The sequence below is a fragment of the Dyadobacter sp. CY323 genome (assembly GCF_021390245.1).
GTDB lineage: Bacteria > Bacteroidota > Bacteroidia > Cytophagales > Spirosomataceae > Dyadobacter.
This window is the reverse complement of the sequence record NZ_JAJUXH010000005.1, coordinates 199,873-223,310: the sequence shown is the minus strand read 5'-3', so window position 1 is coordinate 223,310 and position 23,438 is coordinate 199,873. Positions and strand designations below refer to the sequence as shown.

Here is a 23,438-nt window from a genome sequence, read left to right as displayed (position 1 = left end):
TCAGACATGAGAACGATAAACCACTACATATATTCAGCCTTTGCCGTACTGCTGCTGGGCTACGGACTTGTCTCCTGCGACAACTACCTGGATGTTTCGCCGACGGACCAGGTTTCCGACAACAATGCCTGGTCGACGACCGGCGTTGCCGATATGTTCCTGAACGACATTTACGGAAGTCTGCCCGGCTCATTTACCACCAACGATCCCGACGAAAGTTTCTCGGATAATACCATGCGGGGTTCTTCTTCCGGTTACAGCTTTACTGCCTACGCAAAGTCAAGCTACACGCCGGGATCCGTCCGGGACGACTGGACTACCAATTTTGCAAAGATCCGGAAATGCAATGTCTTCATCGAAAAAGTGTCGGCAAGTGCTTTGCCCGACGCCTGGAAAGTAACGCGCATTGCAGAAACACGGTTTTTGAGAGCGTATTTCTACCAGTTGCTCTGGACCCGCTACGGAGGTGTGCCCATTATCACAGAAGTGCTGAACCGCGAAAAGCAGGGAGACGAAATTTTCAGAGAGCGGAGCACCTCGGACGAAACATTTAAGTTTATCACCGACGAATGTGCCGCCATCGCAGCCGACCTGCCACTTACACCGGACAAAGGACGAGCGAGCAAAGGCGCCGCACTCACGCTCAAAGGCTGGTGCGAACTGTTTCAGGCAAGCCCGCTCAAAAATCCGACAAACGATAAAGCAAGATGGGCTACCGCCGCCGCGACCAACAAGCAGGTAATGGACCTGAATAAATACAGCCTTTTTCCGGACCTGGAGACGCTGTTTTACGAGGAAAATAATAATAATGTGGAAGTCATTTTTGACAAAGCGTATCTGGGCGGAACTACCTTGGGAGCGAGCCGGGAGGGATTGCATGGGGCGTGGATGGTAGGGGGCACGCAGCGTGCTTGGAGTGCGCCGAACCCTACCCAGGAAATTGTGGATTCGTATTTTATGGCAAATGGACTGCCTATCACGGATCCGGCTTCGGGTTATGATCCTCAAAATCCCTACCTGAACCGCGAGAAGCGATTTTATCAGTCTGTTATTTATGATGGAAGCAAATGGCTGGGTTTTGAAATGGAAATGTGGATCGGTTCGGGTTCCCGTAATATGCTCGATTTGTCGAGTGCCAATGAAGCCACCAATACAGGGTACTACCTCAGAAAAGGGCTGAACCCCAAGTATGAATTTGCGAGTGGCGATCAGCGGCTCAGCAGCGCCAGCTTTATCATTTTCAGATTTGCAGAAGTTCTTCTCAGCTATGCCGAAGCAAAAAATGAAGAAGTGGGCCCCGATGCAAGCGTTTATAGTGCAGTAAACAAAGTACGCGAACGCTCCGGGTTACCGGCACTCAAATCCGGTCTGACGCAGGCACAAATGCGCGTGACGATCCAACAGGAAAGAAGGGTGGAACTTGCGTTCGAAGAAAAACGCTGGCCCGATCTGCTGAGACTTAAAATAGCCGAAACAACGCTAAACGGCGCGTTTCACGCAATGAAAATTGTAAAAGAAGCAGGTAAAAAAGTATATTCAGTAATTGAAGCGCCGAATGGCGGCAGGATTTTCTTTGCCAACAGAAACTACCTCTTGCCAATCCCGCAGGCCGTACTGGACAAGAATGCAAAGCTGAAACAAAATCCTAATTACTAAGCCTTTATGCATCACTACCACGGTCCGTCAGGCGTTCGTTACCCCAGGGCCATTTGTCGGCTGTTTGGTTTCCTGTTGTTCCTTTTGGTACAAAATGCATTGGCGCAGCAACCGGATACCGTCAGACTCTCCACGTTCGATATTGACGTGACCCCTCCCGTGGGAAGTCACTTATCTTATGATCCTGAAATCAACAAATGGGACCTGGGACTGCGTGCAAAAGGGATCGTTTTGTTTGCCTCGGGATTGCCGGTAGTCTTGTGCGCGGTGGACTGGCTTGGTATCAGTAATGAAGGAATGGACGAATTCAAAAATGCGCTGGCCGCCGCAGCCGGAACGACGCCGCAGCGCGTGAGCGTGAATGTGCTGCACCAACACGATGCGCCCCGGTACGATGCCGGGGCTGAAAAGGTACTTTTGGAAGCGGGAATTGATCCGGCGTTCATTAACCCTACCCAGTTCAATGGAGACTTTCCGCGCCAGGCGCTGCGGGAGCTGACCGTCGCTGTGAAAAATTCTCTCGGAAAATCCCGGCCTGTAACGCATATCGGACTGGGCAAATCCAAAGTACATAAGGTTGCTTCCAACCGGAACATTTATGGTCCCGATGGGAAAGTACGGGTGACGCGGATGTCAGCGACCAAAGACCCGGCGATCCGGGCGGAACCCGAAGGTCTCATTGATCCCGAGCTATCGCTGGTAAGTTTCTGGAATGGGGACAAACCGGTTGCAGTGCTCACTTACTATGCCACGCACCCGCAGAGCTATTACCGTACCGGTGTCGTTAATCCCGATTTCCCCGGCGTAGCGCGCTTTTACCGCCAGCTTGCCGAGCCCGAAGCGCTTCACATTCATTTCAATGGAGCCGGGGGAAACATTGCAGCCGGGAAGTACAACGACGGCTCACCCGCGAACCGGCTTATCTTCGCCGAAAGGCTCGCGGAGGGTATGAAGCTAGCCTGGGAGGCAACCAGGCGGGAAGCGATAAAACCCGGCGACATGGACTGGTCGGTTGTTTCCGTTGCTTTGCCGCCAGCTGCCCATTTATACAAAATGAAAGAAGACCTGGCATCGGGCAATGCGATCCTGCGTGAAAACAATGGAAACGCGGGCAAGATAGCCTGGCTCAGACGTTGCGAAAGCGGGAAAAAGCTGGATTTGGCGTGCCTGAAAATTAAAAATGCGAGGATACTGTATATGCCGGGCGAGCTGTTTGTGGAATATCAGCTTGCTGCCAAAGCAAAAAGACCCGATCTTTTCGTCGCCATGGCTGCCTACGGCGATCTGGGGCCTGGCTACATCGGGACTGCCGACGCCTATAAAAAAGGCGGATATGAGGTGAGCGATCGCGCTTCCAGCGTTGCGCCCGAAGTGGAAGGTGTGCTGATGAAGGCCATGTTTCAGCTGTTGCAAAAATAGTAACGTGGCCATTAACCAGCCTGCATGAAATGGACCGGAGAGATTTTATCAGGAAGTCCGGAATGGCGGCAATGTTAGCTTATCCCGCCGGACTTCCGTTTATTGAGGATTTGAAAAAACAACCTATGCTGAGAATCATTTCAACCGATTCTGATTTTGAAAGAGAGCCGCTGCTGCGTCCATTTGGATTTAAAGGCGGTTATCTGACCGAGCTGTGGCAAACCGTGTCAAAGCTTTCAACAGAAAACCACGAGGGGATCGGGCTGGCTACGCAGAGTGTGCTTTATGGGGACGCCGAACTTTTCAGCCACTATCCGGAAGCTGCCGGAAATGCGCTGATGTATGTACTTACACAAAAAGCGGCGCTGCTGGCCAGGGAAATTCCATTTGAAGATCCCATTTCGCTGGTGGATCAACTGATCCCAAAACTCCGTCCCATTGCTGCGAACCTGACCGACAGAAAAGATCTGAGCGTAAATTTTATTTTGAATGCACTCGTCAGTATCGACCATGCAGCCTGGCTTTTATATGCACGCGAGAATGGCCTGGCAAGCTATGAGGATATGATCCCACAGACTTATAAATCGGCACTTTCGCATCAGAACCGAAAAGTGGCTGTGATGTTCCAGGTACCATATGGAATGCCTGTTCAGGAAATTTCAGAGGCAGTGGATAAAGGTTATTTTGTAATAAAAATAAAAACGGGGCAGCCGGGAAGCCAGTCAGAAATGCTCGAAAAAGACAAAGCCAGGCTGGCTGAAATTCATCAGGCATTAAAAAATAAGAACAGTGCAGAAACAAAAAACGGCAGGATCCTTTACACGCTGGATTCCAACGGCCGCTACCAGAAAAGAGAAGCCCTTGAAAAGCTGATCGGGTACGCCCACAAAATAGGCGCGTTCTCACATATCCTGTTTATCGAGGAACCGCTCCCCGAAACCAGCGACGAGCATGTAGGTGGACTGGGCCTGCGGATCGCCGCCGACGAGCGGGCGAATGACGAGGCCAGTACCCTAAAATGTCTGGAACTTGGCTACGGTGCCATTATCCTGAAAGGCGTTGCAAAAACATTGAGCCTCTCCATGAAAATTGCCCGCATTGCCCATGAACACCAGATTCCCTGCGCCTGCTCGGATCTCACTGTTAATCCCGCGCTCGTGGAATGGCATAAAAGCCTGGCGGCCCGGCTCGCGCCTTTTCCGGGTTTGGACATGGGATTGCTGGAAACAAATGGTGATATGAATTACAAAAACTGGGAACGAATGCGAGGCTATCTTCCCGCTTCCGGGGCTGGATGGGCAAATGCAGACAGAGGTGTATTCCGGCTCGATCAGGATTTCTTCGACCGCAGCGGCGGAATTTTTGACATAATCCCACATTACAAATCGCTTTTTCACAAATAAGAATCAATGAAATATATAGCTACCGCGACCATCCTTCTTTTGATTGTCGGTAAAAGTTTTCCGGCACTTTCCCAGCGTTACCCGCAGGCGCTTTCCCCGCAGGAATCGATGCGCACGTTTCAGCTCCATGATGCTTTTGGTATCGAACCTTTCGTTGCTGAACCGGACGTACTTTCACCGGTCGATATGGTTTTCGATGACAATGGAAATATTTATGTTGTTGAAATGGGCGATTATCCTTACGATGCGAAACCCGGGAATTTTAAGGGAAGGATCCGGCTTTTGAAGGATAGTGACGGCGATAGTAAAATAGACAAATCGTACGTGTACGCGGAAGGTTTGCCCAGCGCAACTTCCGTGCTGCCCTGGAAAGGAGGCATCATTGTGGCGGCTGCACCGGATATTTTATATTTAAAAGATACCAACGGCGATTTCAAAGCCGACAGCAGGGAAGTCCTTTTTACTGGATTTTTTGCGAGGAATTCGGAAGCTCAGATTACAAGTCTGCGTTTCGGGGCTGACAACTGGATATATGCCAATAACAATGGCCAGGCCGGGCAGATCACGTCGCCGAAATGGCCCGACAAACCTGCCATTCAGGTAGGAGGAGGGAGTTTCCGGTTCCGGATGGACCGCGGAGTGTTTGAGCAGGAGTCCGGCACGGGGCAGTTTGGGCAGGCTATCGATGACTGGGGCCACCGGTTTTATACCCAAAACACCCTGCACATTCAGCAGTCGCCCACTGCTGCGCGATACGTAAACCGCCACGCATACCTGCCGAGCTATCGCACCGACGTGAATGTTTCCGACCATGAACTTGAAATGTTCCAGAAATCGGCAACTCCGCATTGGCGCCAGCAGCGAAGCGATCGCCGCCAGGCTAAATACGACTCATTAAAAACAGGTAACAAAGAGTACGCACGCGACCATTTTACCGGTGCCTCCGGTGCCACATATTACGGAGGTGACGCATTCCCCGAGGCATTTTACGGCTCTATTTTCACCGGCGATGTGGCTGGAAACCTGGTGCACCGCGATGTGATGAAATCGCTGCCCGGCCAGCCTGCCTACACTGCTACCCGGAGCGCGGAGGAAAAAGACAAGGAATTCCTGGCCTCCACCGACAACTGGTTCAGGCCTGTAAACATGGCGCTGGGGCCCGACGGATACCTGTATCTGATCGATATGTACCGTCAGCACATCGAAACGCCGGTATCCATTCCCGAGGATCTGAAAACGGATATGGATTTTGCAAATGGCGAACAACATGGGCGGATCTGGCGGATTTTCCCAAAAGCCGGCGAAAAGCGGAATGTTCAGTTGCCCGACCTTCGCAGTAAAAATTCCACGGAACTCGTCTCGTTTTTGTCCCACCCAAACCAATGGTGGCGGCTGAATGCGCAACGCTTGCTGCTGGAAAGGCAGGATAAGAGCATGGTACCGATCCTGAAAAAAGCTTTTACCGAAACCAAAGATGCCCGCGGCCGCTTGCACATCATGTACGCCCTGGAAGGTCTCGGCGCACTGGACGAGGGGATGGTAGGCAGCGCATTGGCAGACAGCCATTCCGGAATGCGCGAACACGGACTGATACTGTCGGAAAAATATCCAAGGTTTCTCCCGGAAGTACTAAAACTGACGAACGATCCGTCGCCGCAGGTTGCATATCAGGCAAGTCTGAGTGTGGGGCAGTTTTCAGGAAAGGAGGTTTTGCCTGTACTTGCGAATGTGGCCGGGAAAAATGCCGAGCAGCCATTATTCCGGCTGGCGGTACTGAGTTCTGTCCCCGGAAGTTCTGCTGAAATGGCCGATCTGCTGGCTGACGGCGGTTTTTTCGATAATGTGTCTCCCGGGAAATTGAAGTTTGCGGAGGATTTTGGCTACATCACCGGATCGAGAAATGGTAAAAATGAAATCGGCAGGCTACTGGCTATTGTAGAGAAAAAAGATACAGGTTATCAGGCAGCTGCATTAAACGGACTTGCCAAAGGAATCAAACGGTCACAGAATCAGAGCGAACCTGACAAAAATGTGATCAAAAGTTTACAGAAAATGGAGGATAAATCGGGTGATGAGGTAAAGAAAGCGGTGCAGTTGGTGAAAAAAGCATTGAACGTCCAATAAGCATGAAAAATCGGATCAAATTTATCTTCGGCCTCTTTATTTTACTGGTTCTTCCCGGATTGTCGGTGGGGCAGCGCGTCCAGCTTTCAGTGGGGTTTGGAGTTCAGGATATTACACCCGAAACAGCTGTTAAAAATTGGGTAAACGGCAAACCGTATACCAAAGTGAATGACCCGCTGAATGCGCGCGTGCTGATTATCGGGGATGGCTCCACAAAAAGCGTGATCGTAACACTGGATCTGGTCGATGCAGGGGAATCTGTCACGGACGAAATACGGAAGGCGGTCGGGAAAGAGCTGCGTATCGCCGAAAATCACATTATGGTAACAGCCACCCATAACCATTCCGCTCCCTGGGCGCCCGTTTATAAAACCGGATACCGCGGAAAGGAAAATGACACCTGGTGGGCAATTCGGTACATGCCGGCACAAAACAATTATCCGCCATTTAAGCGCTGGATGGATAAGCTGCTGAAAAACGTGGTACTGGCGGCCAAAACAGCCAACGATCACCTCGAACCCGCCACGATATGGATCGGGAAAGCAGATATTTCCGCATTTGCCAACAACCGGCGACCGGTAAAACCGCAGTGGGGCGTACTTGCGGACGGTGCTCCCAAAGGATACAGTTACAAGCACCCGGCCTACAACCCCGATGTGATTACGGAAGGCAGCAGTTACGGGCCGATGGACCGGACCATGAGCATCGTTTCATTCCGGAACGCAAGTGGTCAGAACATCGCTTCCATGTTTCATATGGCCGTACATTCTGTTTCCATTTATCCTTATTCCGACGAAATATCAGCCGACTGGCCAGGTGAAGCCATCAAGCAGATCGAGCAGCAGTTGGGCGGAAAGGCGCTTTTTCTGCAAGGAACGGCCGGTGATATTAATCCGTGGCGTCGCGGCAGGGAAGCTGTTAATGAAATGGGGCGGGGTGTATCGGGCCGGGCAAAAGGTGCATTTGAGCTGAGTGTGCAGCTCAGCACAGATTCCATCCGGGTGAAAAAGGCATTGGCTGCGCTTCCCCTGGACGAAGCCGGACGAAAACGGACCGGAATGGAGCTGGTTCCGGCAGAATTGCAGGTTCTTTCCATTGGTCCGCTGGCCATTGTAACATTGCCGGGCGAGCCGCTGACGGAGATGGGTGTGGCGATCAGAAAGCGTTCTCCGTTTCCGCACACGCTGGTACTGGGTTATGCCAATGGCAATGGCGTGCATTATGTGGCACCTCCCGGCGAAAAAGCAAAAGGCGGCTATGAGATGGGTGGCGGAACGGTCGGTACAGATGATGCCGGACTTATCCTGATTGAAACGGCGGTGAGATTACTAAATGAAACGGTTAGAGTTCCTGCAGAAAATGCCAAAGATCCGGCATCTAAAAGGGAACAGGTGTTGGCACGGATTCAGCAGGTTACAGGTCCGTTGTCTAAGGCTGTGAATCTTCCGGCTCCCAAAGCAATTTTTCTGGATTCCATGGCAAACCCTGTTTTTACCAGATACACGGTCCACCTCGAATCGTTCCCTGGCGAAATCGTTCCGGTGCTTCTTTATGTTCCCAAAAAGCTTCGCGCCGGTAGCAAGGTAGCGGCGGTTTTGGCATTGCATGGTACCGGGGCGAAAGGTAAGTTTCTGGTTGACAGTTCCGAGGCCGGGCCCAATCGGGCCACAGCTACGGAGCTGGCCTATCGCGGTTACATCGTGGTAGCGCCTGACTATCCGGGCTTTGGAGAACTGGCTAATCACGATTTTTCGAAAGACCGGTTTGAATCCGGGATGATGCAATCGGTTTTTAACAATATGCGCTGCGTCGATTACCTGCAGTCGCGGAAGGATGTGGATCCCGGGAAAATCGGGGCGATAGGTCATTCCCTGGGCGGACATACTGCTATGTTTCTGGGGGCATTCGATGAGCGGATAAAGATTATAGTCGCCAGCTGCGGATGGACGCAATTTGAAGATTACAATGCCGGAGAAAAGGCGACCGCACAGTATGGTGGAAAACTGGCTCCCTGGGCCCAGGAGCTGTATATGCCATTGGTACGGACAAAATTTGGGCTCGATCCGGCCAGAATGCCTTTTAATTTTGATGAAATGATCGCTACTTTCGCTCCCCGGTACTTCTTTTCCAATTCTCCGGTAAACGACTCCAATTTCAATACGGACGGGGTAAAAAAAGGAGAAAAGAGCGCGAGAAAGGTTTTTGAGCAGTTGGGAGTGAGTGACCGGTTCGAAGTCCATTATCCCGATGCCGCCCACGATTTCCCGGTAGCTGTCAGACAGAAGGCTTACCAGAAAATGGATGAGGTTTTGAAATGAAATGTAATGAAAACAGTACTCATCATTGACGACGAAGAGAAACTTCGCAGCCTGTTATCCAGGATCATTAAAGCGGAAGGCTATGAAGTCCTGGAAGCAGCGGATAGCAGGTCCGCTTTCAGGCTGATTGAAAACCAGGATATTGACGCGGTTCTCTGCGACGTGAAATTACCGGATGGGAACGGAGTGGAAATGGTCCCGCTTTTGAAGGCAAAAAACCCGGTGGCTGAGATCATACTTCTGACTGCGTACGGGAACATCGCCGATGGCGTGCAGGCTATGAAAAACGGGGCAATGGATTACATTGTAAAAGGGGATGACAATGATAAGATCCTTCCTCTGCTGGACCGCGCGGTAGAGAAGGCCCAGATGCAAAAGAAACTTCACAAACTCGAAAACATCGTTTCCAGAAAGTTTTCTTTTGATGCCATTATCGGTAAATCTCCGTCATTTCTAAATGCAATTGAACTGGCCAAAAAAGTAGCACCGACCGAAACGCCCGTGCTGCTGACCGGAGAAACCGGGACGGGGAAAGAGGTTTTTGCCCAGGCGATCCATTACGCTAGCAGCCGGGCAAACAAAAATCTGGTGGCGCTTAATTGCAGCACGTTCAGCCGTGAAATTCTTGAAAGTGAGCTGTTTGGGTACAGGCAAGGTGCATTTACCGGGGCTGGTAAAGATAAGAAGGGGCTTTTGGAAGAAGCGCATAATGGAACGTTGTTCCTGGACGAGATCGGGGAGCTTCCACTGGAACTGCAGGCGAAACTGCTCAGGGTGCTGGAAACACATGAGTTTATCAAGTTAGGTGATACCAAACCGATCAAATCGAATTTTCGCCTGATTGCGGCTACAAACCGGGATTTGCAGGTGGAATCGGATCACAACCGGTTCCGTCCGGACCTTTATTTCCGGTTGAATGTTTTTCAGGTGCAGCTGCCACCGTTGCGGGAAAGGGTCAGGGATATTGCTGCGCTGGCGACATTTTTCGTCAGCCATTTTGCAGGGCAAACCAATAAAAAAGACTTGCATTACTCCAAGGAATTCCTGGAAAGGCTCGAAGCTTACCAGTGGCGAGGTAATATCCGTGAACTCAAAAATGTAATTGAAAGGGCCGTAATCCTCAGCGACGGAATATTGGAGCCGGAGAACCTGCCGTTGGATGTGCAGCAGGCAGCACCAGTCAAAAGTCATCAGCTTTCCGCATTTTCAATGGAAAGCGTCGAGAAGCTTCACATACAAAAAGTCTTGAATTACTGTAAAGGAAACAAGGCAGAAACGGCCCGGCTGCTGGAAATCGGCATTGCTACCTTGTATCGAAAACTGGAAGAATACGGAATCAGATAGCGGACTCATCCAGCCCGGCAAATCGATTCATTTTGATAATGCCCTATCATTTTGATAGGGCATTTTTTTGTGCAGTTGTTGTAAAAATGAATGTAAGTGCCTGTTGATCAATCATTTTCTTCTGTAAGCGATTCATTGGAATATGTTTGGTATCTCTCAAACAGATCTAAATGAAACGAACAATGCAAAAGGAGATTAACAGCAGCTTAACATCAAAAAAATGATCACAATCGTCTTAGTCGCAGCCGGCAGTTTATGCTTCCTGCTTTTTTACAAAACCGTCCACTTTTTCGAAAAAATCTGACATGGCAGCGCTATTCATTATTTCCATTGCGGTTTTTGGGTACATGTGCTATGTACTGATCAGACCTGAAAAATTCTAAATAAATACCAAGAAAATGAACACTGAATTAGTTGGAATTATTGCCATGTTCGTCCTGACCGTTGCCCTCGCAATACCGTTCGGGAAATACATCGCCAAAGTGTACTCCGGGGACAAAACGCCGCTGGACCCCGTTTTTAACCCCGTTGAAAAATTCTTTTTCCGCATCAGCGGCATTGATGTGAAATCGGAAATGAACTGGAAGCAGCATATGGCTGCGTTACTGACGATCAATTTCGTCTGGTTTGTTTTAAGCATGTTTGTACTGATGAACCAGGACTGGCTCCCGCTAAACCCGGATGGCAACCCGGCACAAAGTGCCGATCTGGCCTTTAACACCAGCATTTCGTTTGTGGTCAATTGTAACCTGCAGCATTACTCCGGTGAATCGGGGCTTAGTTATTTGTCCCAGCTTTTTCTGATGTTCCTGCACTTTGTAACAGCGGGAACCGGGATGGCTGCGGCGGCTGTACTGTTTATGGCCTTAAAGCAGCGTACGACCGACAAACTGGGGAATTTTTACGATCTAATGCTCAAATCCTGTACCCGGATCCTGCTGCCCGTATCCGTCGTGGTCGCCATTGTTCTGACTTTCAACGGCACACCCATGACTTTTGAGGGAAAAGACACGATCGTCAATATGCAGGGCGATACCGTGGGCGTTTCCACCGGGCCGGTCGCCGCTTTCGTCGCGATCAAACACGTGGGAACCAATGGGGGTGGTTTTTTTGGGGCCAATTCGGCGCACCCGCTAGAAAACCCGAACTACCTCACCAATATGGTGGAAATGTTCGGGCAGATGATCGTTCCCATTGCGATGGTATTTGCATTCGGATTTTTTTTAATGCGTAAAAAAATGGCCTGGATGATCTTCGGCGTCATGACCATTGGTTTTTTGACCTTAACCGTCCCCACCATTCTTTGGGAAAACGGCGGCAATCCGGCCATTACTGCCATGGGCATCGATAACGGTTCGGGGGCGATGGAGGGGAAGGAAGTGAGGCTGGGCAGTACAGCGTCCGCATTCTGGAGTATAGCCACAACCGTTATTTCGACAGGTTCGGTCAATTCCATGCATGACAGCTTTACCCCATTGTCCGGAATGACCCAGATGCTTGCGATGATGACCAATGCATTTTACGGCGGGGTAGGGGCAGGAATGCTTAATTTTTTCATCTTCATCATCCTGGCCGTGTTTATTTCCGGGCTGATGGTCGGGCGTACTCCTGAACTTTTAGGTAAAAAGATCGAGGGCAGGGAAATGAAGATAGCCATGATCGTAGCATTGTTGCACCCGCTGTTGATTTTGGCTGGTACCGCACTCGCAGCTGCTTTTCCTGCAATCACGGCAGGTACTTTAAACAACCCCGGCTTCCACGGATTTAGTGAAATGCTTTACGAGTACACGTCATCGTCGGCAAACAACGGCAGCGGCTTCGAAGGCCTGGGCGACAACAACCCCTGGTGGAATATCTCAACCGGTTTCGTATTGATTTTATCAAGATACATCCCAATCATCGGCCCAATCGCCATCGCCGGCCTCATGGCAAGTAAAAAATTCATTCCGGAAAGCGCAGGCACGCTACGTACAGATTCAGGCACATTCGGTATCATGGTACTGGCGGTAATCGTCATCATAACAGCCTTATCGTTCTTCCCAGCACTGACCTTGGGGCCTATTGCGGAGTATTTCTCTTTGAAGTGAGATGTGAAATGTGAGATGTGAAATGTGAGATGTGAAATGTGAGAAGTAAAAAGTGAAATGTGAAGTGAAAAGTAAAATGTAAAATGTTAAAACGGTTATTCCGGAAATCCATCTCACAAATAACATCTCACATCTCACTAAAAACATCTCACAACTAACAAACAACATCTCACATTTTACATCTCACATCTCACAAAAATCGCATCTCACATCTCACAAAAAACATCTCACATCTCACAAACAACATCTCACATTTTACATCTCACATCTCACAAACAACATCTTACTTCCCCATCTCACACACTGTCCTCCAACTTCTTCACTAATCCAAAAATCAATTTTCCGATGATATCAAGTTCATTAATGACCGAAATGGATTGTTCTTCTGACATAAATTTTAAGTCTGTGCTTAGCAGGATTAACGTATCAAGTTCTGTCAAAGAACCCAGGGCAATGTGCAGAAAATGGATAAACTCTTTTTTGCCTTTTCGTGCAGCACCTTCCGCAATATTGACAGGAACAGAAACCGCGGCCCTTCTTATTTGCGAAACCAGACCAAAACGTTCATCAGGTGGAAAAGAAGCCGTGATTGCATACAAAATCTTAACAAGCTCAAAACTTTTTTTCCAGGAATTTAACTGTTTGTGGGGTTTCATTATGTGAAATGTGAAATGTGAGATGTGAGATGTGAGATGTGAGATGTGAGATGTGAAATGTGATTGAGCCGGTTGGTGGTTTTGAAATGTGAAAAGAGTGTTTTAGTACCCGACTATAGTACGCTGGCAATGAGAAAAAGTAACGCGTTCACAATTCACGAATCCACATCAACATATCATCCCACCACCGCCCAGATCCCACATCACAAACCTCAATCCAACATCCAGCAACCAACATCCAACAACTAACAACTCACATCCAACATGTAACATCTCACATCCCACACCCAACATTTCACATCTAACATCTCACATCTCACAAATAACATCTCACATCTCACTAAAAACATCTCACATCTAACATCTCACATAAAATGAAAAAAACCTCCTTATTTCAAAAGGAACTGGTGAATGAGGCTTTGAAGCAGTCATTTATCAAATTAAATCCTAAAATCATGTTTCGTAATCCTGTGATGTTCACAGTGGAAATCGGGACATTCGTCATGCTGATCGTGAGTCTCTGGGTGCTTGCCGGGGAAGGTTCACAAGGCAGCTTTGCCTATAACTTTGTCGTATTTCTGGTGCTTCTGCTGACCTTGCTTTTTGCCAATTTCGCGGAGGGAATTGCCGAAGCAAGAGGAAAAGCGCAGGCCGACAGTCTTCGTAAAACACGGGAAGAAACGCCGGCCAAACTGGTCGTCGAAAACAAACCCGGATTTCATGTCTCAACGCAGCATGTCATGTCTGCATCGATGAAAAAAGGGGATGTGTTTATCTGTGAAGCGGGTGATAACATTCCTACCGACGGAGAGATTATTGAAGGTCTTGCTACCATTGATGAAAGTGCGATCACGGGTGAGTCCGCCCCCGTGATCCGCGAGGCTGGGGGTGACAAAAGCAGTGTTACCGGCGGTACCAAGGTTTTGTCCGACAAAATCAAAGTAATGGTGACTACTGCGCCCGGCGAAAGTTTTCTGGACAAAATGATCGCCCTGGTAGAAGGTGCGAGCCGCCAGAAAACCCCGAATGAAATTGCATTAACGATCCTTCTGGCAGGTTTTACGCTCGTCTTTATCATTGTGTGCATTACTTTGAAACCCTTCGCAGACTTTGCGAACACGCCGATTACCATTGCCGCTTTCATTTCCCTTTTCGTTTGTCTGATCCCGACTACGATCGGTGGACTTCTTTCAGCGATCGGGATTGCCGGGATGGACCGGGCGCTTCGTGCGAATGTGATCACCAAATCAGGAAAGGCAGTGGAAACGGCGGGTGATATCGATGTGCTGCTTTTGGACAAAACAGGAACGATCACCATCGGGAACAGAAAAGCCACGCATTTTCATGCGGCCAAAGGCGTAACAGATAACCATTTCATCAAATGCGCCGTGCTCAGCTCGATTGCAGATGAAACGCCGGAAGGTAAATCGATCCTGGAACTGGCGAACCTGAACCCGTCCAGCTACAACGGTCTCAACAACCCGACTTTCATCAAGTTCACAGCGGAAACCCGGAGCTCTGGCGTCGACTTTGACCAGACCCGGATTCGGAAAGGTGCTTTTGACTCGATCAAAAACCTGACAGTGAGCGCTGGTAACAAATTCCCGTCTGACATTGAGCAAAAAGTAAAGGATATTTCAAACAATGGGGGAACGCCGCTGGTAGTTTCTGAAAACGAGCAGGTGCTGGGTGTGATCGAGTTGCAGGATATCATCAAAACGGGCATTAGTGAACGTTTTGAAAGGCTTCGCAAAATGGGTGTAAAAACGGTGATGGTAACGGGCGACAATCCGCTGACTGCCAAATTTATAGCTGAGAAGGCAGGTGTGGACGACTTTATCGCCGAAGCCAAGCCGGAGGACAAAATGAACTACATCAAACGCGAGCAGGAAAGCGGCAAGCTGGTAGCGATGATGGGCGATGGTACCAATGATGCGCCTGCACTTGCACAGGCTGATGTGGGCGTGGCGATGAACAGTGGAACACAAGCTGCGAAAGAGGCAGGTAACATGGTCGACCTGGATAATGACCCAACAAAACTGATTGAAATCGTGGAAATCGGAAAGCAGCTTTTAATGACGCGCGGTACGCTGACCACCTTCTCAATCGCCAATGACGTCGCCAAGTACTTTGCCATCATCCCGGCCCTGTTTATCGCCTCGATCCCGGCATTGAAAGGTCTGAATATCATGAACTTGAATAGTCCGGAAAGCGCAATTCTGTCGGCGGTAATCTTCAACGCCATCATCATCCCGATCCTGATCCCGCTGGCCCTGAAAGGCGTCGCCTACAAACCCATTGGCGCCAGCGCGCTACTAAGAAGAAACCTTTTCATCTACGGCCTGGGCGGAGTGATTGTCCCCTTCTTCGGGATTAAAGTGATTGATCTGCTGGTTAGTATCTGGATTTAACCTTAAAGAAAAGGATTGATGATAGTGAGGCGTTTTTCGATAACCAGGTTGTGTTGCATATCTTCTGAGTACAATATGCTACATCCAGCTTCCAGAGCAGAAGCGACGATTTTAGAATCAAAAGGTTGCAGCAGGTACTTGTTAAAGATATGCAGCGCACCACTTACAACTGCCTCATTTTCTGATTGTATGTATGAAACGCTGGCAAGTTCAGTTACAAAAGCAACGGCACGGCTGCGCTCCATTTTGTACTTTTTTAAACAAACATTCAGGCATTCAAAAATGACCTGGGCGCTAATAAAGGGAACTTGTTCTAGAAGTGCGGACGCGATTTCTTTCTTTCGGCTGTCATTAAAGTCAAGAAGGTATAAAGCGATATTCCTGTCGATGAAGAACTTATCGCTCATTGGCTTCATCGCGGTCAAATTTAAAATCACTCATATCAATCTCATAGTTTTTAAAGAACTGTACAGCATTACGGGCAGCTTTCTTTTTAGCCAAGTCAATAGACTCAGAATCATCATCCACCTCAAATGCAATAACTTCAATTCGATTGTGAAGAAATTCATGGGGCAGGTTGATGGTAAGCTCAGCAGCGCTCTCTGCAACAAATACTTTTCGAAACATAATACAAGTGTTTATTACCAAAAATAAAGAAAAACCAAGAAAATCAAAACATCTCACCGCCCGGCGGCCGGGATAAAACATCTCACATCTCACAAAAAACATCTCACAAAAAACCATCTCACAAAAAAACATCTCACATAAAATGAAAACCAACATATTTCCCGCAATAAAATTAACCGCTCTTACCCTGATCTTCTTTTCAGGAATCTATACTGCCGCAATCTGGGGCGTGGCGCAACTGGCTCCGAATGGGGGCAGGGGTGAAATGATAACTGTGAAAGGTAAAATGTACTATGCTAATATCGGGCAGACATTTACTGAAGATAAGTATTTCTATTCACGTCCATCTGCAGTCGGATATAATGCGGCTGGTAGTGGTGGCAGCAATAAAGGACCTTCCAATCCGGATTACCTGGCGACTGTTCAGGCGCGGATTGATACCTTTTTGGTGCACAATCCTGGTGTTGAGACAAAGGATATCCCGGTCGAGCTGGTCACTGCCAGCGGCAGCGGGCTGGATCCGGATATTACTTCCAAAGCTGCATTGGTTCAGGTGAAAAGGATTGCTGCAATCAGAAAAGTTTCAGCGGAAAGCGTGGAGCAGTTGATCGCTAAAAACACGGAAGGTCCTTTACTGGGCCTGTTCGGACCGGAGAAGATCAATGTGCTGAAACTGAACATTGCCCTGGACGAATTGAAATAAATTAAGAAAAGAGGCCGGCCATCACTCGCAGCGACGCGGCGGCCGGCGATCCGGCGGCCGGCGATCCGGCGGCTGGAGACGATCACAGCGTCGCTGCATTTTTATTTCCATTACAGTACCAATGAAAAATTTACTTTTAAGTGCAATCGGTTTTGTGACATTGCAACCTGCCCTGGCGCAGGATTCTACACAGGCAAAAAATCCATTTACCATCAGCGGGTATCTGGAAGCATACTACAATCAGGATTTTAACAAACCTGAAAACAATACTGCTCCCGGTTTTCTATACAATTTTAACCGGATGAATGAGGTGAACCTAAACCTTGGGTTTATCAAGGTCAACTACGCTACCGACCGTGTCAGGGCGAATGTTGCGCTGGCGACCGGAACTTATATGAATGCGAATTACAGCGCAGAGCCCGGTGTTTTGAAGAACATTTATGAAGCGAATATCGGGGTCAAGCTTTCCCAAAAAAGCAATCTTTGGCTCGATGCGGGCATCATACCTTCGCACATTGGTTTTGAAAGCGCGATCGGGAAAGACAACTGGACATTGAGCCGGAGCCTTTTGGCAGAAAACTCGCCTTACTTCGAATCCGGACTGAAACTGGGTTACACCACCAAAGATGAGAAATTATATCTGTCGGCCATGTACCTCAACGGCTGGCAACGGATCCAGCGGGTGGACGGAAATTCGACGCCCGCTTTTGGAACGCAGCTTACTTACAAACCAACCGGCTCTGTTACATTAAATTACAGCACCTTTATTGGGAATGATAAACCCGATAGTCTCAGACAAATGCGTTATTTTCATAATCTGTATGGGATTTTTCAGCTCACAAATCAATTCGGTTTGATCGCTGGATTTGACTTTGGATCTGAACAAAAAGCAAAGGGGAGCAGCAAGTACAATACCTGGTACACGCCGGTACTGATTGCAAGGTTTAGCCCTACCGAAAAAATCAGGATTGCAGCGCGGGGCGAGTCTTATGCAGATAAAAATGGGGTGATCATCAGCACCGGGACTATGAATGGTTTTAAAACTTTTGGTTACTCCCTGAACTTTGATTACCTGCCCGCCGAGAATGTAATGTGGCGTGTGGAAGCCCGCTCTTTAAACAGTAAAGACGCAATTTTTACGCAAAATGACACAGCCAAAAAACAGGATTTCTTTCTAACCACCTCCATTGCCCTATCATTTTAATGACTGAAAAGGAAAGCCACGTAAAGCATTTTCTGGACCTGATCCAGCAGTCGCGGAAAGGCAAGTTCAAAGTCTACATCGGCATGAGCGCCGGTGTAGGCAAAACTTTCCGGATGTTGCAGGAGGCGCATACGCTGATGCGGAATGGCATCGACGTGAAGATCGGCTACATTGAAACACACAACCGCAAGGAAACGCATGCGCTGCTGGAAGGCCTGCCTGTGATCCCCCGCCGGAAATTGTTTTACAAAGGAAAAGAACTGGAAGAGCTCGATATTCAGGCCGTGATCAGCTTGCGGCCTGAAATTGTGATCATTGACGAACTGGCGCATACCAACATTGAAGGAAGTAAAAACGACAAGCGCTGGCAGGATGTGATGGATGTCCTGGACGCGGGGATCAACGTGATCAGCGCGGTCAACATTCAGCATATTGAAAGTTTAAATGAAGAAATAAAGGACATTACCGGCGTTGAAGTAAAAGAACGGATCCCTGACAGCGTGCTGGCAATGGCCGACGAAGTGGTTAACATTGACCTGACCGCAGATGAATTGATCACGCGTTTGAAAGAAGGTAAAATCTACGCGCCGGACAAAGTGGCTACGGCGCTGGGCAACTTTTTTACCTCCAATAATATTTTACAACTGCGCGAACTGGCGTTAAAAGAAGTCGCCAGCCAGGTTGTTCGCAAAGTAGAAACCCAGATTTCATCCCGTGGGCTGAGCGCCTTGAAACCCAACCGTTTTATGGCTTGTATCAGCAGTAATGCGGAAACAGCCAAAAATGTGATCCGCAAAACAGCACGTCTGGCCAGTTATTACAATAGCCCCTGGATCCTGCTGTACGTGCAGACGCCCGCCGAAAACACAGACAAAATCGCGCTCGATAAACAGCGCCATTTGATCAACAATTTTAAACTTGCTACCGAGCTCGGCGGGGAAATCATCCGGATCGAAAGTAAGCATGTTTCAAAGACGATCATGGAAGTGGCCGAACAAAGAAATATTACGACCATTTGCATTGGTAAACCGCATATGAACCTTTTCAGGGTCATTCTGGCTACCAATATATTCAACCAGCTTCTTAAAAAACTTTCCGTTTCCGAAATCGACCTAGTCATCCTATCCTGATGAGCATTAAAATCAAACTTATACTGGGCATCGGCCTGCTTTTTCTGATGATCCTGCTGCTGTCGACCGTGGGGATCAAAAACATCACTGCATTAAAAACCGACACCGAGAATATCCTCGCCGACAATTATAACACAATGAAATATTGTGAAAATATGATTGCTGCGCTGGATGCTATTCAGCAGAATGCGAACGGGTTACCGGTTTTTGAAAAAAATCTCGAGCTGCAAAAAATGAATGTGACCGAGCCAGGGGAAAGGGAGGCTACCGGGCAGATCAGTCAGCGAATGGTGCAGTTGAAAGCTACTCCGTCGGACGCGAACCTGCATTTGCTGATCCGGAAAGACATATCCCGGATCATGGAGGTGAATATGGCTGCGATCCAGCGCAAGAGTGATATTGCCAAAGAAACCGCAAAAACAGGGAACACCTGGATCGTTATTTCGAGTACGCTTTGTTTTCTTTTCGGGATGACATTGCTGATTAACCTCCCGGGCAACATCGCCAATCCAGTGAGGGAACTGACTGCGAGCATCAAAGAAATTGCGGCCAAAAATTATTCCCAGCGCGTACATTACCGCAGTAAAAACGAGTTCGGCGAGCTGGCTGAGTCTTTCAATACAATGGCTGAAAAGCTGGAAGAATACAACAACAGTAACCTTTCCAAAATCCTGGTGGAGAAAATGCGGATCGAGACGCTGATCAACAACATGCACGAGCCTGTAATTGGCCTGGATGAAAACAAGATCGTATTGTTCATTAATAATGAGGCGCTTAAAATTTCGGGATTAAGACCGGATGACATTATAGGCAAACCAGCCGGGGAAATTGCATTGAACAATGATTTGGTGCGCTCGCTGGTTTATGACCTTTCGGAAACTCAAAAAACGGACATACTGCCGTCCGCCCCGCTGAAAATTTATGCGGATAACAAAGAGAGTTATTTTGAAAAAGAAGTGGTCAACATTACCATTAAGCCCACCGGCGAGCGGGAAAAGAGATTGATCGGTCATGTGATCATTCTTAAGAACATTACCCCATTTAAAGAACTTGATTTCGCGAAAACCAACTTCATAGCCACCGTTTCCCACGAGCTGAAAACGCCGATTTCGTCGATTAAGATGAGTTTGCTGCTGCTTGAAAATCAGAACACCGGACATGTGAATGCGGAGCAACGCCAGCTGATCGAGAGCATTAAAGAGGATAGTAACCGTCTTCTAAAAATTACCGGAGAACTGCTCAATATGTCGCAGGTGGAAACGGGTAACATTCAGCTTAATATCCAGCAATCCAACCCGTTGCAGATTCTTGAATATGCTTTGGAAGCAGTGAAAGTGCAGGCCGAGCAGAAGCAGATTTCACTGATTGTTGACAAAGAAGAAGACTTACCCGAGGTAAAAGCGGATACTGAAAAGACCGCCTGGGTACTCATCAACTTTCTGACCAATGCGATCCGGTATTCCCAGCAGTCCGGCCAGATCCATATTTCAATCCAGCAGCTGTCGGACAAGGTGCAGTTTTCTGTAAAAGACGATGGCCAGGGTATCGACAGCCGTTACAGGGCGAAGATCTTCAACCGGTACTTCCAGGTGCCCGGCAGCGCGAAGACCGGAACGGGACTGGGGCTCGCGATCAGCAAGGAATTCATCGAAGCCCAGGGCGGGCATATTGGCGTGAATAGTGAAATCGGTATGGGGAGTACTTTCTTTTTTGAACTGGTAAAAGCGCATTAAGCCAATTTGCTGAACCGTTTGTTAAACCACGGGATCAGTGCCAGCTCCGTAATGATATGCTGTTCGTAAGGATCGTTTTTCAGGTTAACCAGCTCTTCCTTCAATATTGAAACGGATTTGAAATTCATCTCTTTTCTGAGCAGGGAAATGACGTATTTTTCGGTCCGGTACAATTGGTTGGCTTTTTTCAGTTTTCGCTCGATGGACCGCATTTCATAGTTGAGGTAGTCGTGGTCCCCGAGATGAAAATGGACCATCAATTTCAGGATGCGGTAGGTTACATATTGAAGATTGTTGATCGCATCGTTGTTATTGTTCAGGATCCGGTTGATGTGATGCAATGCCTTGTCATAGTGCCCGGTTTCAAAATATGCTCTGGCCAGTGTGAACCACCATTGAGCCTTGTCCTGGTAGGGCGTTAACATAAATTGTTTTTCATTTTCGGAGGGTAGGGAGGCGAGAAAAGACGGGATGTCTGAAATTTGCTGTTTTGCGATCAGGATATGGAGCTCGTGTTCAAAAACCTGGTAACGAATACGCAGATTCTGGTACTCTGAAATGTTGTTTAACGACCTTAACCTATCCAGGAAAAAGGCCATTTTATCAAACTTCTCCACCCGCCTGAGTGTCTGAAGGATCCCATTCAAAAACTGTATATAATAGTGTGGTGAGTTGATCCATGATTTAGGCTCTGCCTGGTACAAGTTATCCAGCTCATAAAATATTTGCAGACTTCCTTCCACGTCCCCGGTAACCAGAAAGAAAACGGACTGGAAATGGAGGTGCGTAATGTCGGATTCAAACGACGTATGCTTGCTGTTTGTGATCGTTAAATGTTCTTCCAGAATCAGGTCGTTGAGTAAGGTCTGCTCACGCGTGCTGCGGATGGTCCCGTTTTTCCAGTACCTGCAAAGCAGAATTTCGTAAAGTGAAGCATGTTGCTGGATCGCATGTTCGGTAGCGATTGCATCCCTCGATTTTTCCTGGGCCAAAACCAGCTCCGACTCGTTCCAGTCTACAAACTGCTGATGCATCATGTATTCGATCTTTTTCTTGTTCAGGATGTGGAGAAATAAATGCTTCTCATGTTCCACCGCGAGTTTTTCGGCTTTATTAATAATTCGCATTGCAGCTGCGTAAAGCCCTTTTTTATACAATGTATTGCTATTCTGATACAGGCTCCAAAGCTGATTCTCCACCGCTTTATCTCCGTCAAATTCGCTCAGCGACCGTGTGAGTACTTTGGACAGGTGTTTTCTCGCGGGCTCAACGGTTGCTGTGCCCAGCGCGGCATGAATGGTTTTCAGCAGGTCCGCATCATCAATGTCTGCCGCTTCCAAAAGGTCGTACATTTTCATATACCCTTTGTCCCCCTCCTGAAAATTCTGGCACATTCTGAAATACCGTTTTTCGGATTTGGTAAGGGATTTTGTCAGAGAAAATAATTCAGATATAGATAGCATTGACTGAGAATATTAATTATTTCATTAAAAAGAGGGCTTATCTGACAAAATACTTGAATTTATTGAAATCAGTAAGAGGATAATCAAAAGGACAGCATTGACCAAAAGGTGTAATTTTTGGATTTAAAATGATATTATTTACGGATAGTTTTGGATCATAGGGTTTTGAAACACGGAGTTTTAACCAGTAATAAAGCGATATATCGGATCAGTATGATTTATGTTGTGGGAAGTTCCAATACAGATATGGTTGTAAAGTCAGACAAGCTGCCAATGCCGGGAGAGACCGTTATGGGTGGGAATTTCCTGATGAATCCCGGCGGCAAAGGCGCAAATCAGGCTTTGAGCGCTTCCCGGCTGGGAGGGAAGGTAAGTTTTATATGCAAAGTAGGAAACGACCTTTTTGGGAAACAGGCTTTGCAGCAGTTCAAAAGAGAAATGATCCGGACCGACTTCATCGTCACCGACCCGCATTTGCCCTCTGGCGTTGCGCTGATCAACGTGGATACCGACGGTGAAAACTGCATATCCGTGGCACCCGGAGCGAACAGTTCATTGAGGCCAAGTGAAGTGATCCTCGCTTTTGACGATCTGACACCCGAGGATATCCTGCTGATTCAACTGGAAATTCCATTGGATACCGTCATTTTCAGCATTAAAGCTGCTTTTGAAAAAAATGTAAAAGTAATCCTGAACCCGGCACCCGCGCAGAACCTTTCCGACGATGTGCTGAAATGTCTATATCTGATCACGCCAAACGAAACGGAGGCTGAGCTGCTGACCGGAATCCGGGTCGTCAACGATGAAACTGCGGGACAGGCGGCTGCCATTCTCGTAGCCAGAGGATGCCAGAACGTGATTATCACACTGGGAAGCAAAGGCGCTTTTTTGTTCACCGAAAATGAAGGTAAGGTAATTCCTGCCCCGGCGGTCACGGCGGTAGATACCACGGCGGCCGGCGATTGTTTCAACGGTGCGCTGGCTGTGGCTTTATCCGAGGGCATGCCGCTGGACGAGGCCGTGGCTTTTGCCTGTAAAGTCGCAGCGATCAGCGTAACCCGGATGGGCGCGCAAAGTTCTATTCCGCTCAGAAAGGAAGTGGACCAGCTGCCGTTGCTGAATAACTTTAACCCGCTTTCAAATCTTTAAAACTAAACCTA

The 23,438-nt window shown here is 48.2% G+C and carries 18 protein-coding genes; 14 read left to right on the top strand and 4 right to left on the bottom strand.

Annotation, left to right across the window (positions count from 1 at the left end; translation table 11 throughout):
• Positions 1-6 precede the first annotated feature (6 nt).
• The 8 genes from LZG72_RS11750 to kdpA all read left to right on the top strand — a co-directional run bounded on the left by LZG72_RS11750 (position 7) and on the right by kdpA (position 12,351).
• Entirely contained in the window at positions 7-1,656 is a 1,650-nt protein-coding gene (locus tag LZG72_RS11750) for a RagB/SusD family nutrient uptake outer membrane protein (protein ID WP_233871947.1), read from the top strand.
• Between the two features lie 6 nt (positions 1,657-1,662).
• Positions 1,663-3,075, top strand: coding sequence for a hypothetical protein (locus tag LZG72_RS11745; protein ID WP_233871944.1), 1,413 nt, complete (start codon positions 1,663-1,665; stop codon positions 3,073-3,075).
• A gap of 29 nt (positions 3,076-3,104) precedes the next feature.
• Entirely contained in the window at positions 3,105-4,478 is a 1,374-nt protein-coding gene (locus tag LZG72_RS11740) for a mandelate racemase/muconate lactonizing enzyme family protein (protein WP_233871941.1), read from the top strand.
• Positions 4,479-4,484: 6 nt separating this feature from the next.
• Positions 4,485-6,602: a PVC-type heme-binding CxxCH protein gene (locus LZG72_RS11735; protein WP_233871938.1), complete on the top strand. Its 2,118-nt coding sequence runs from the start codon at positions 4,485-4,487 to the stop codon at positions 6,600-6,602.
• Positions 6,603-6,604: 2 nt separating this feature from the next.
• The gene (locus LZG72_RS11730; RefSeq protein WP_233871935.1) at positions 6,605-8,920 is read left to right on the top strand and encodes a neutral/alkaline non-lysosomal ceramidase N-terminal domain-containing protein; all 2,316 of its coding nucleotides are present in this window, start codon (positions 6,605-6,607) and stop codon (positions 8,918-8,920) included.
• A gap of 6 nt (positions 8,921-8,926) precedes the next feature.
• Complete coding sequence (locus tag LZG72_RS11725; protein ID WP_233871932.1) at positions 8,927-10,264, top strand: sigma-54 dependent transcriptional regulator; 1,338 nt, start codon at positions 8,927-8,929, stop codon at positions 10,262-10,264.
• A gap of 305 nt (positions 10,265-10,569) precedes the next feature.
• Positions 10,570-10,647 carry a K(+)-transporting ATPase subunit F gene (gene kdpF / locus LZG72_RS29445; protein WP_409017695.1) on the top strand — a complete coding sequence of 26 codons (78 nt, stop codon included), beginning with the start codon at positions 10,570-10,572 and terminating at the stop codon, positions 10,645-10,647.
• A gap of 15 nt (positions 10,648-10,662) precedes the next feature.
• Positions 10,663-12,351 carry a potassium-transporting ATPase subunit KdpA gene (gene kdpA, locus LZG72_RS11720; protein WP_233871929.1) on the top strand — a complete coding sequence of 563 codons (1,689 nt, stop codon included), beginning with the start codon at positions 10,663-10,665 and terminating at the stop codon, positions 12,349-12,351.
• 296 nt (positions 12,352-12,647) lie between these two features.
• On the opposite strand, the gene LZG72_RS11715 is transcribed toward kdpA, so the two are convergent.
• Entirely contained in the window at positions 12,648-13,007 is a 360-nt protein-coding gene (locus LZG72_RS11715) for a four helix bundle protein (protein ID WP_233871926.1), read from the bottom strand.
• A gap of 374 nt (positions 13,008-13,381) precedes the next feature.
• Here LZG72_RS11715 and kdpB point away from each other — a divergent pair, with 374 nt between their 5' ends.
• Complete coding sequence (gene kdpB / locus LZG72_RS11710) at positions 13,382-15,418, top strand: potassium-transporting ATPase subunit KdpB (RefSeq protein ID WP_233871923.1); 2,037 nt, start codon at positions 13,382-13,384, stop codon at positions 15,416-15,418.
• A gap of 2 nt (positions 15,419-15,420) precedes the next feature.
• On the opposite strand, the gene LZG72_RS11705 is transcribed toward kdpB, so the two are convergent.
• Both LZG72_RS11705 and LZG72_RS11700 read right to left on the bottom strand, forming a co-directional pair.
• The gene (locus LZG72_RS11705) at positions 15,421-15,834 is read right to left on the bottom strand and encodes a PIN domain-containing protein (RefSeq protein WP_233871920.1); all 414 of its coding nucleotides are present in this window, start codon (positions 15,832-15,834) and stop codon (positions 15,421-15,423) included.
• Positions 15,815-16,045, bottom strand: a complete 231-nt coding sequence (locus tag LZG72_RS11700; RefSeq protein ID WP_233871917.1) for a hypothetical protein — start codon at positions 16,043-16,045, stop codon at positions 15,815-15,817. Before LZG72_RS11700 ends, LZG72_RS11705 begins: the two co-directional genes overlap by 20 nt.
• 142 nt (positions 16,046-16,187) lie before the next feature.
• Between LZG72_RS11700 and LZG72_RS11695 the strand changes: the two genes are divergently transcribed.
• From LZG72_RS11695 to LZG72_RS11680, 4 genes are all read left to right on the top strand, one after another.
• Positions 16,188-16,748, top strand: a complete 561-nt coding sequence (locus LZG72_RS11695) for a K(+)-transporting ATPase subunit C (protein WP_233871914.1) — start codon at positions 16,188-16,190, stop codon at positions 16,746-16,748.
• Positions 16,749-16,869: 121 nt separating this feature from the next.
• Positions 16,870-17,952 carry a porin gene (locus LZG72_RS11690; RefSeq protein ID WP_233871911.1) on the top strand — a complete coding sequence of 361 codons (1,083 nt, stop codon included), beginning with the start codon at positions 16,870-16,872 and terminating at the stop codon, positions 17,950-17,952.
• The gene (locus LZG72_RS11685) at positions 17,952-19,082 is read left to right on the top strand and encodes a universal stress protein (RefSeq protein WP_233871908.1); all 1,131 of its coding nucleotides are present in this window, start codon (positions 17,952-17,954) and stop codon (positions 19,080-19,082) included. The genes LZG72_RS11690 and LZG72_RS11685 overlap by 1 nt, the downstream gene beginning before the upstream one ends.
• Positions 19,082-20,815 carry an ATP-binding protein gene (locus LZG72_RS11680; RefSeq protein ID WP_233871905.1) on the top strand — a complete coding sequence of 578 codons (1,734 nt, stop codon included), beginning with the start codon at positions 19,082-19,084 and terminating at the stop codon, positions 20,813-20,815. Before LZG72_RS11685 ends, LZG72_RS11680 begins: the two co-directional genes overlap by 1 nt.
• On the opposite strand, the gene LZG72_RS11675 is transcribed toward LZG72_RS11680, so the two are convergent.
• Positions 20,812-22,278, bottom strand: a complete 1,467-nt coding sequence (locus tag LZG72_RS11675) for a tetratricopeptide repeat protein (protein ID WP_233871902.1) — start codon at positions 22,276-22,278, stop codon at positions 20,812-20,814. The two genes, LZG72_RS11680 and LZG72_RS11675, sit on opposite strands and share 4 nt — an antisense overlap.
• Before the next feature lie 213 nt (positions 22,279-22,491).
• Between LZG72_RS11675 and rbsK the strand changes: the two genes are divergently transcribed.
• Positions 22,492-23,427 (top strand): ribokinase, encoded by a 936-nt coding sequence (gene rbsK / locus LZG72_RS11670; RefSeq protein WP_233871899.1) that lies wholly within the window; start codon positions 22,492-22,494, stop codon positions 23,425-23,427.
• The last annotated feature ends 11 nt before the right edge of the window (positions 23,428-23,438 follow it).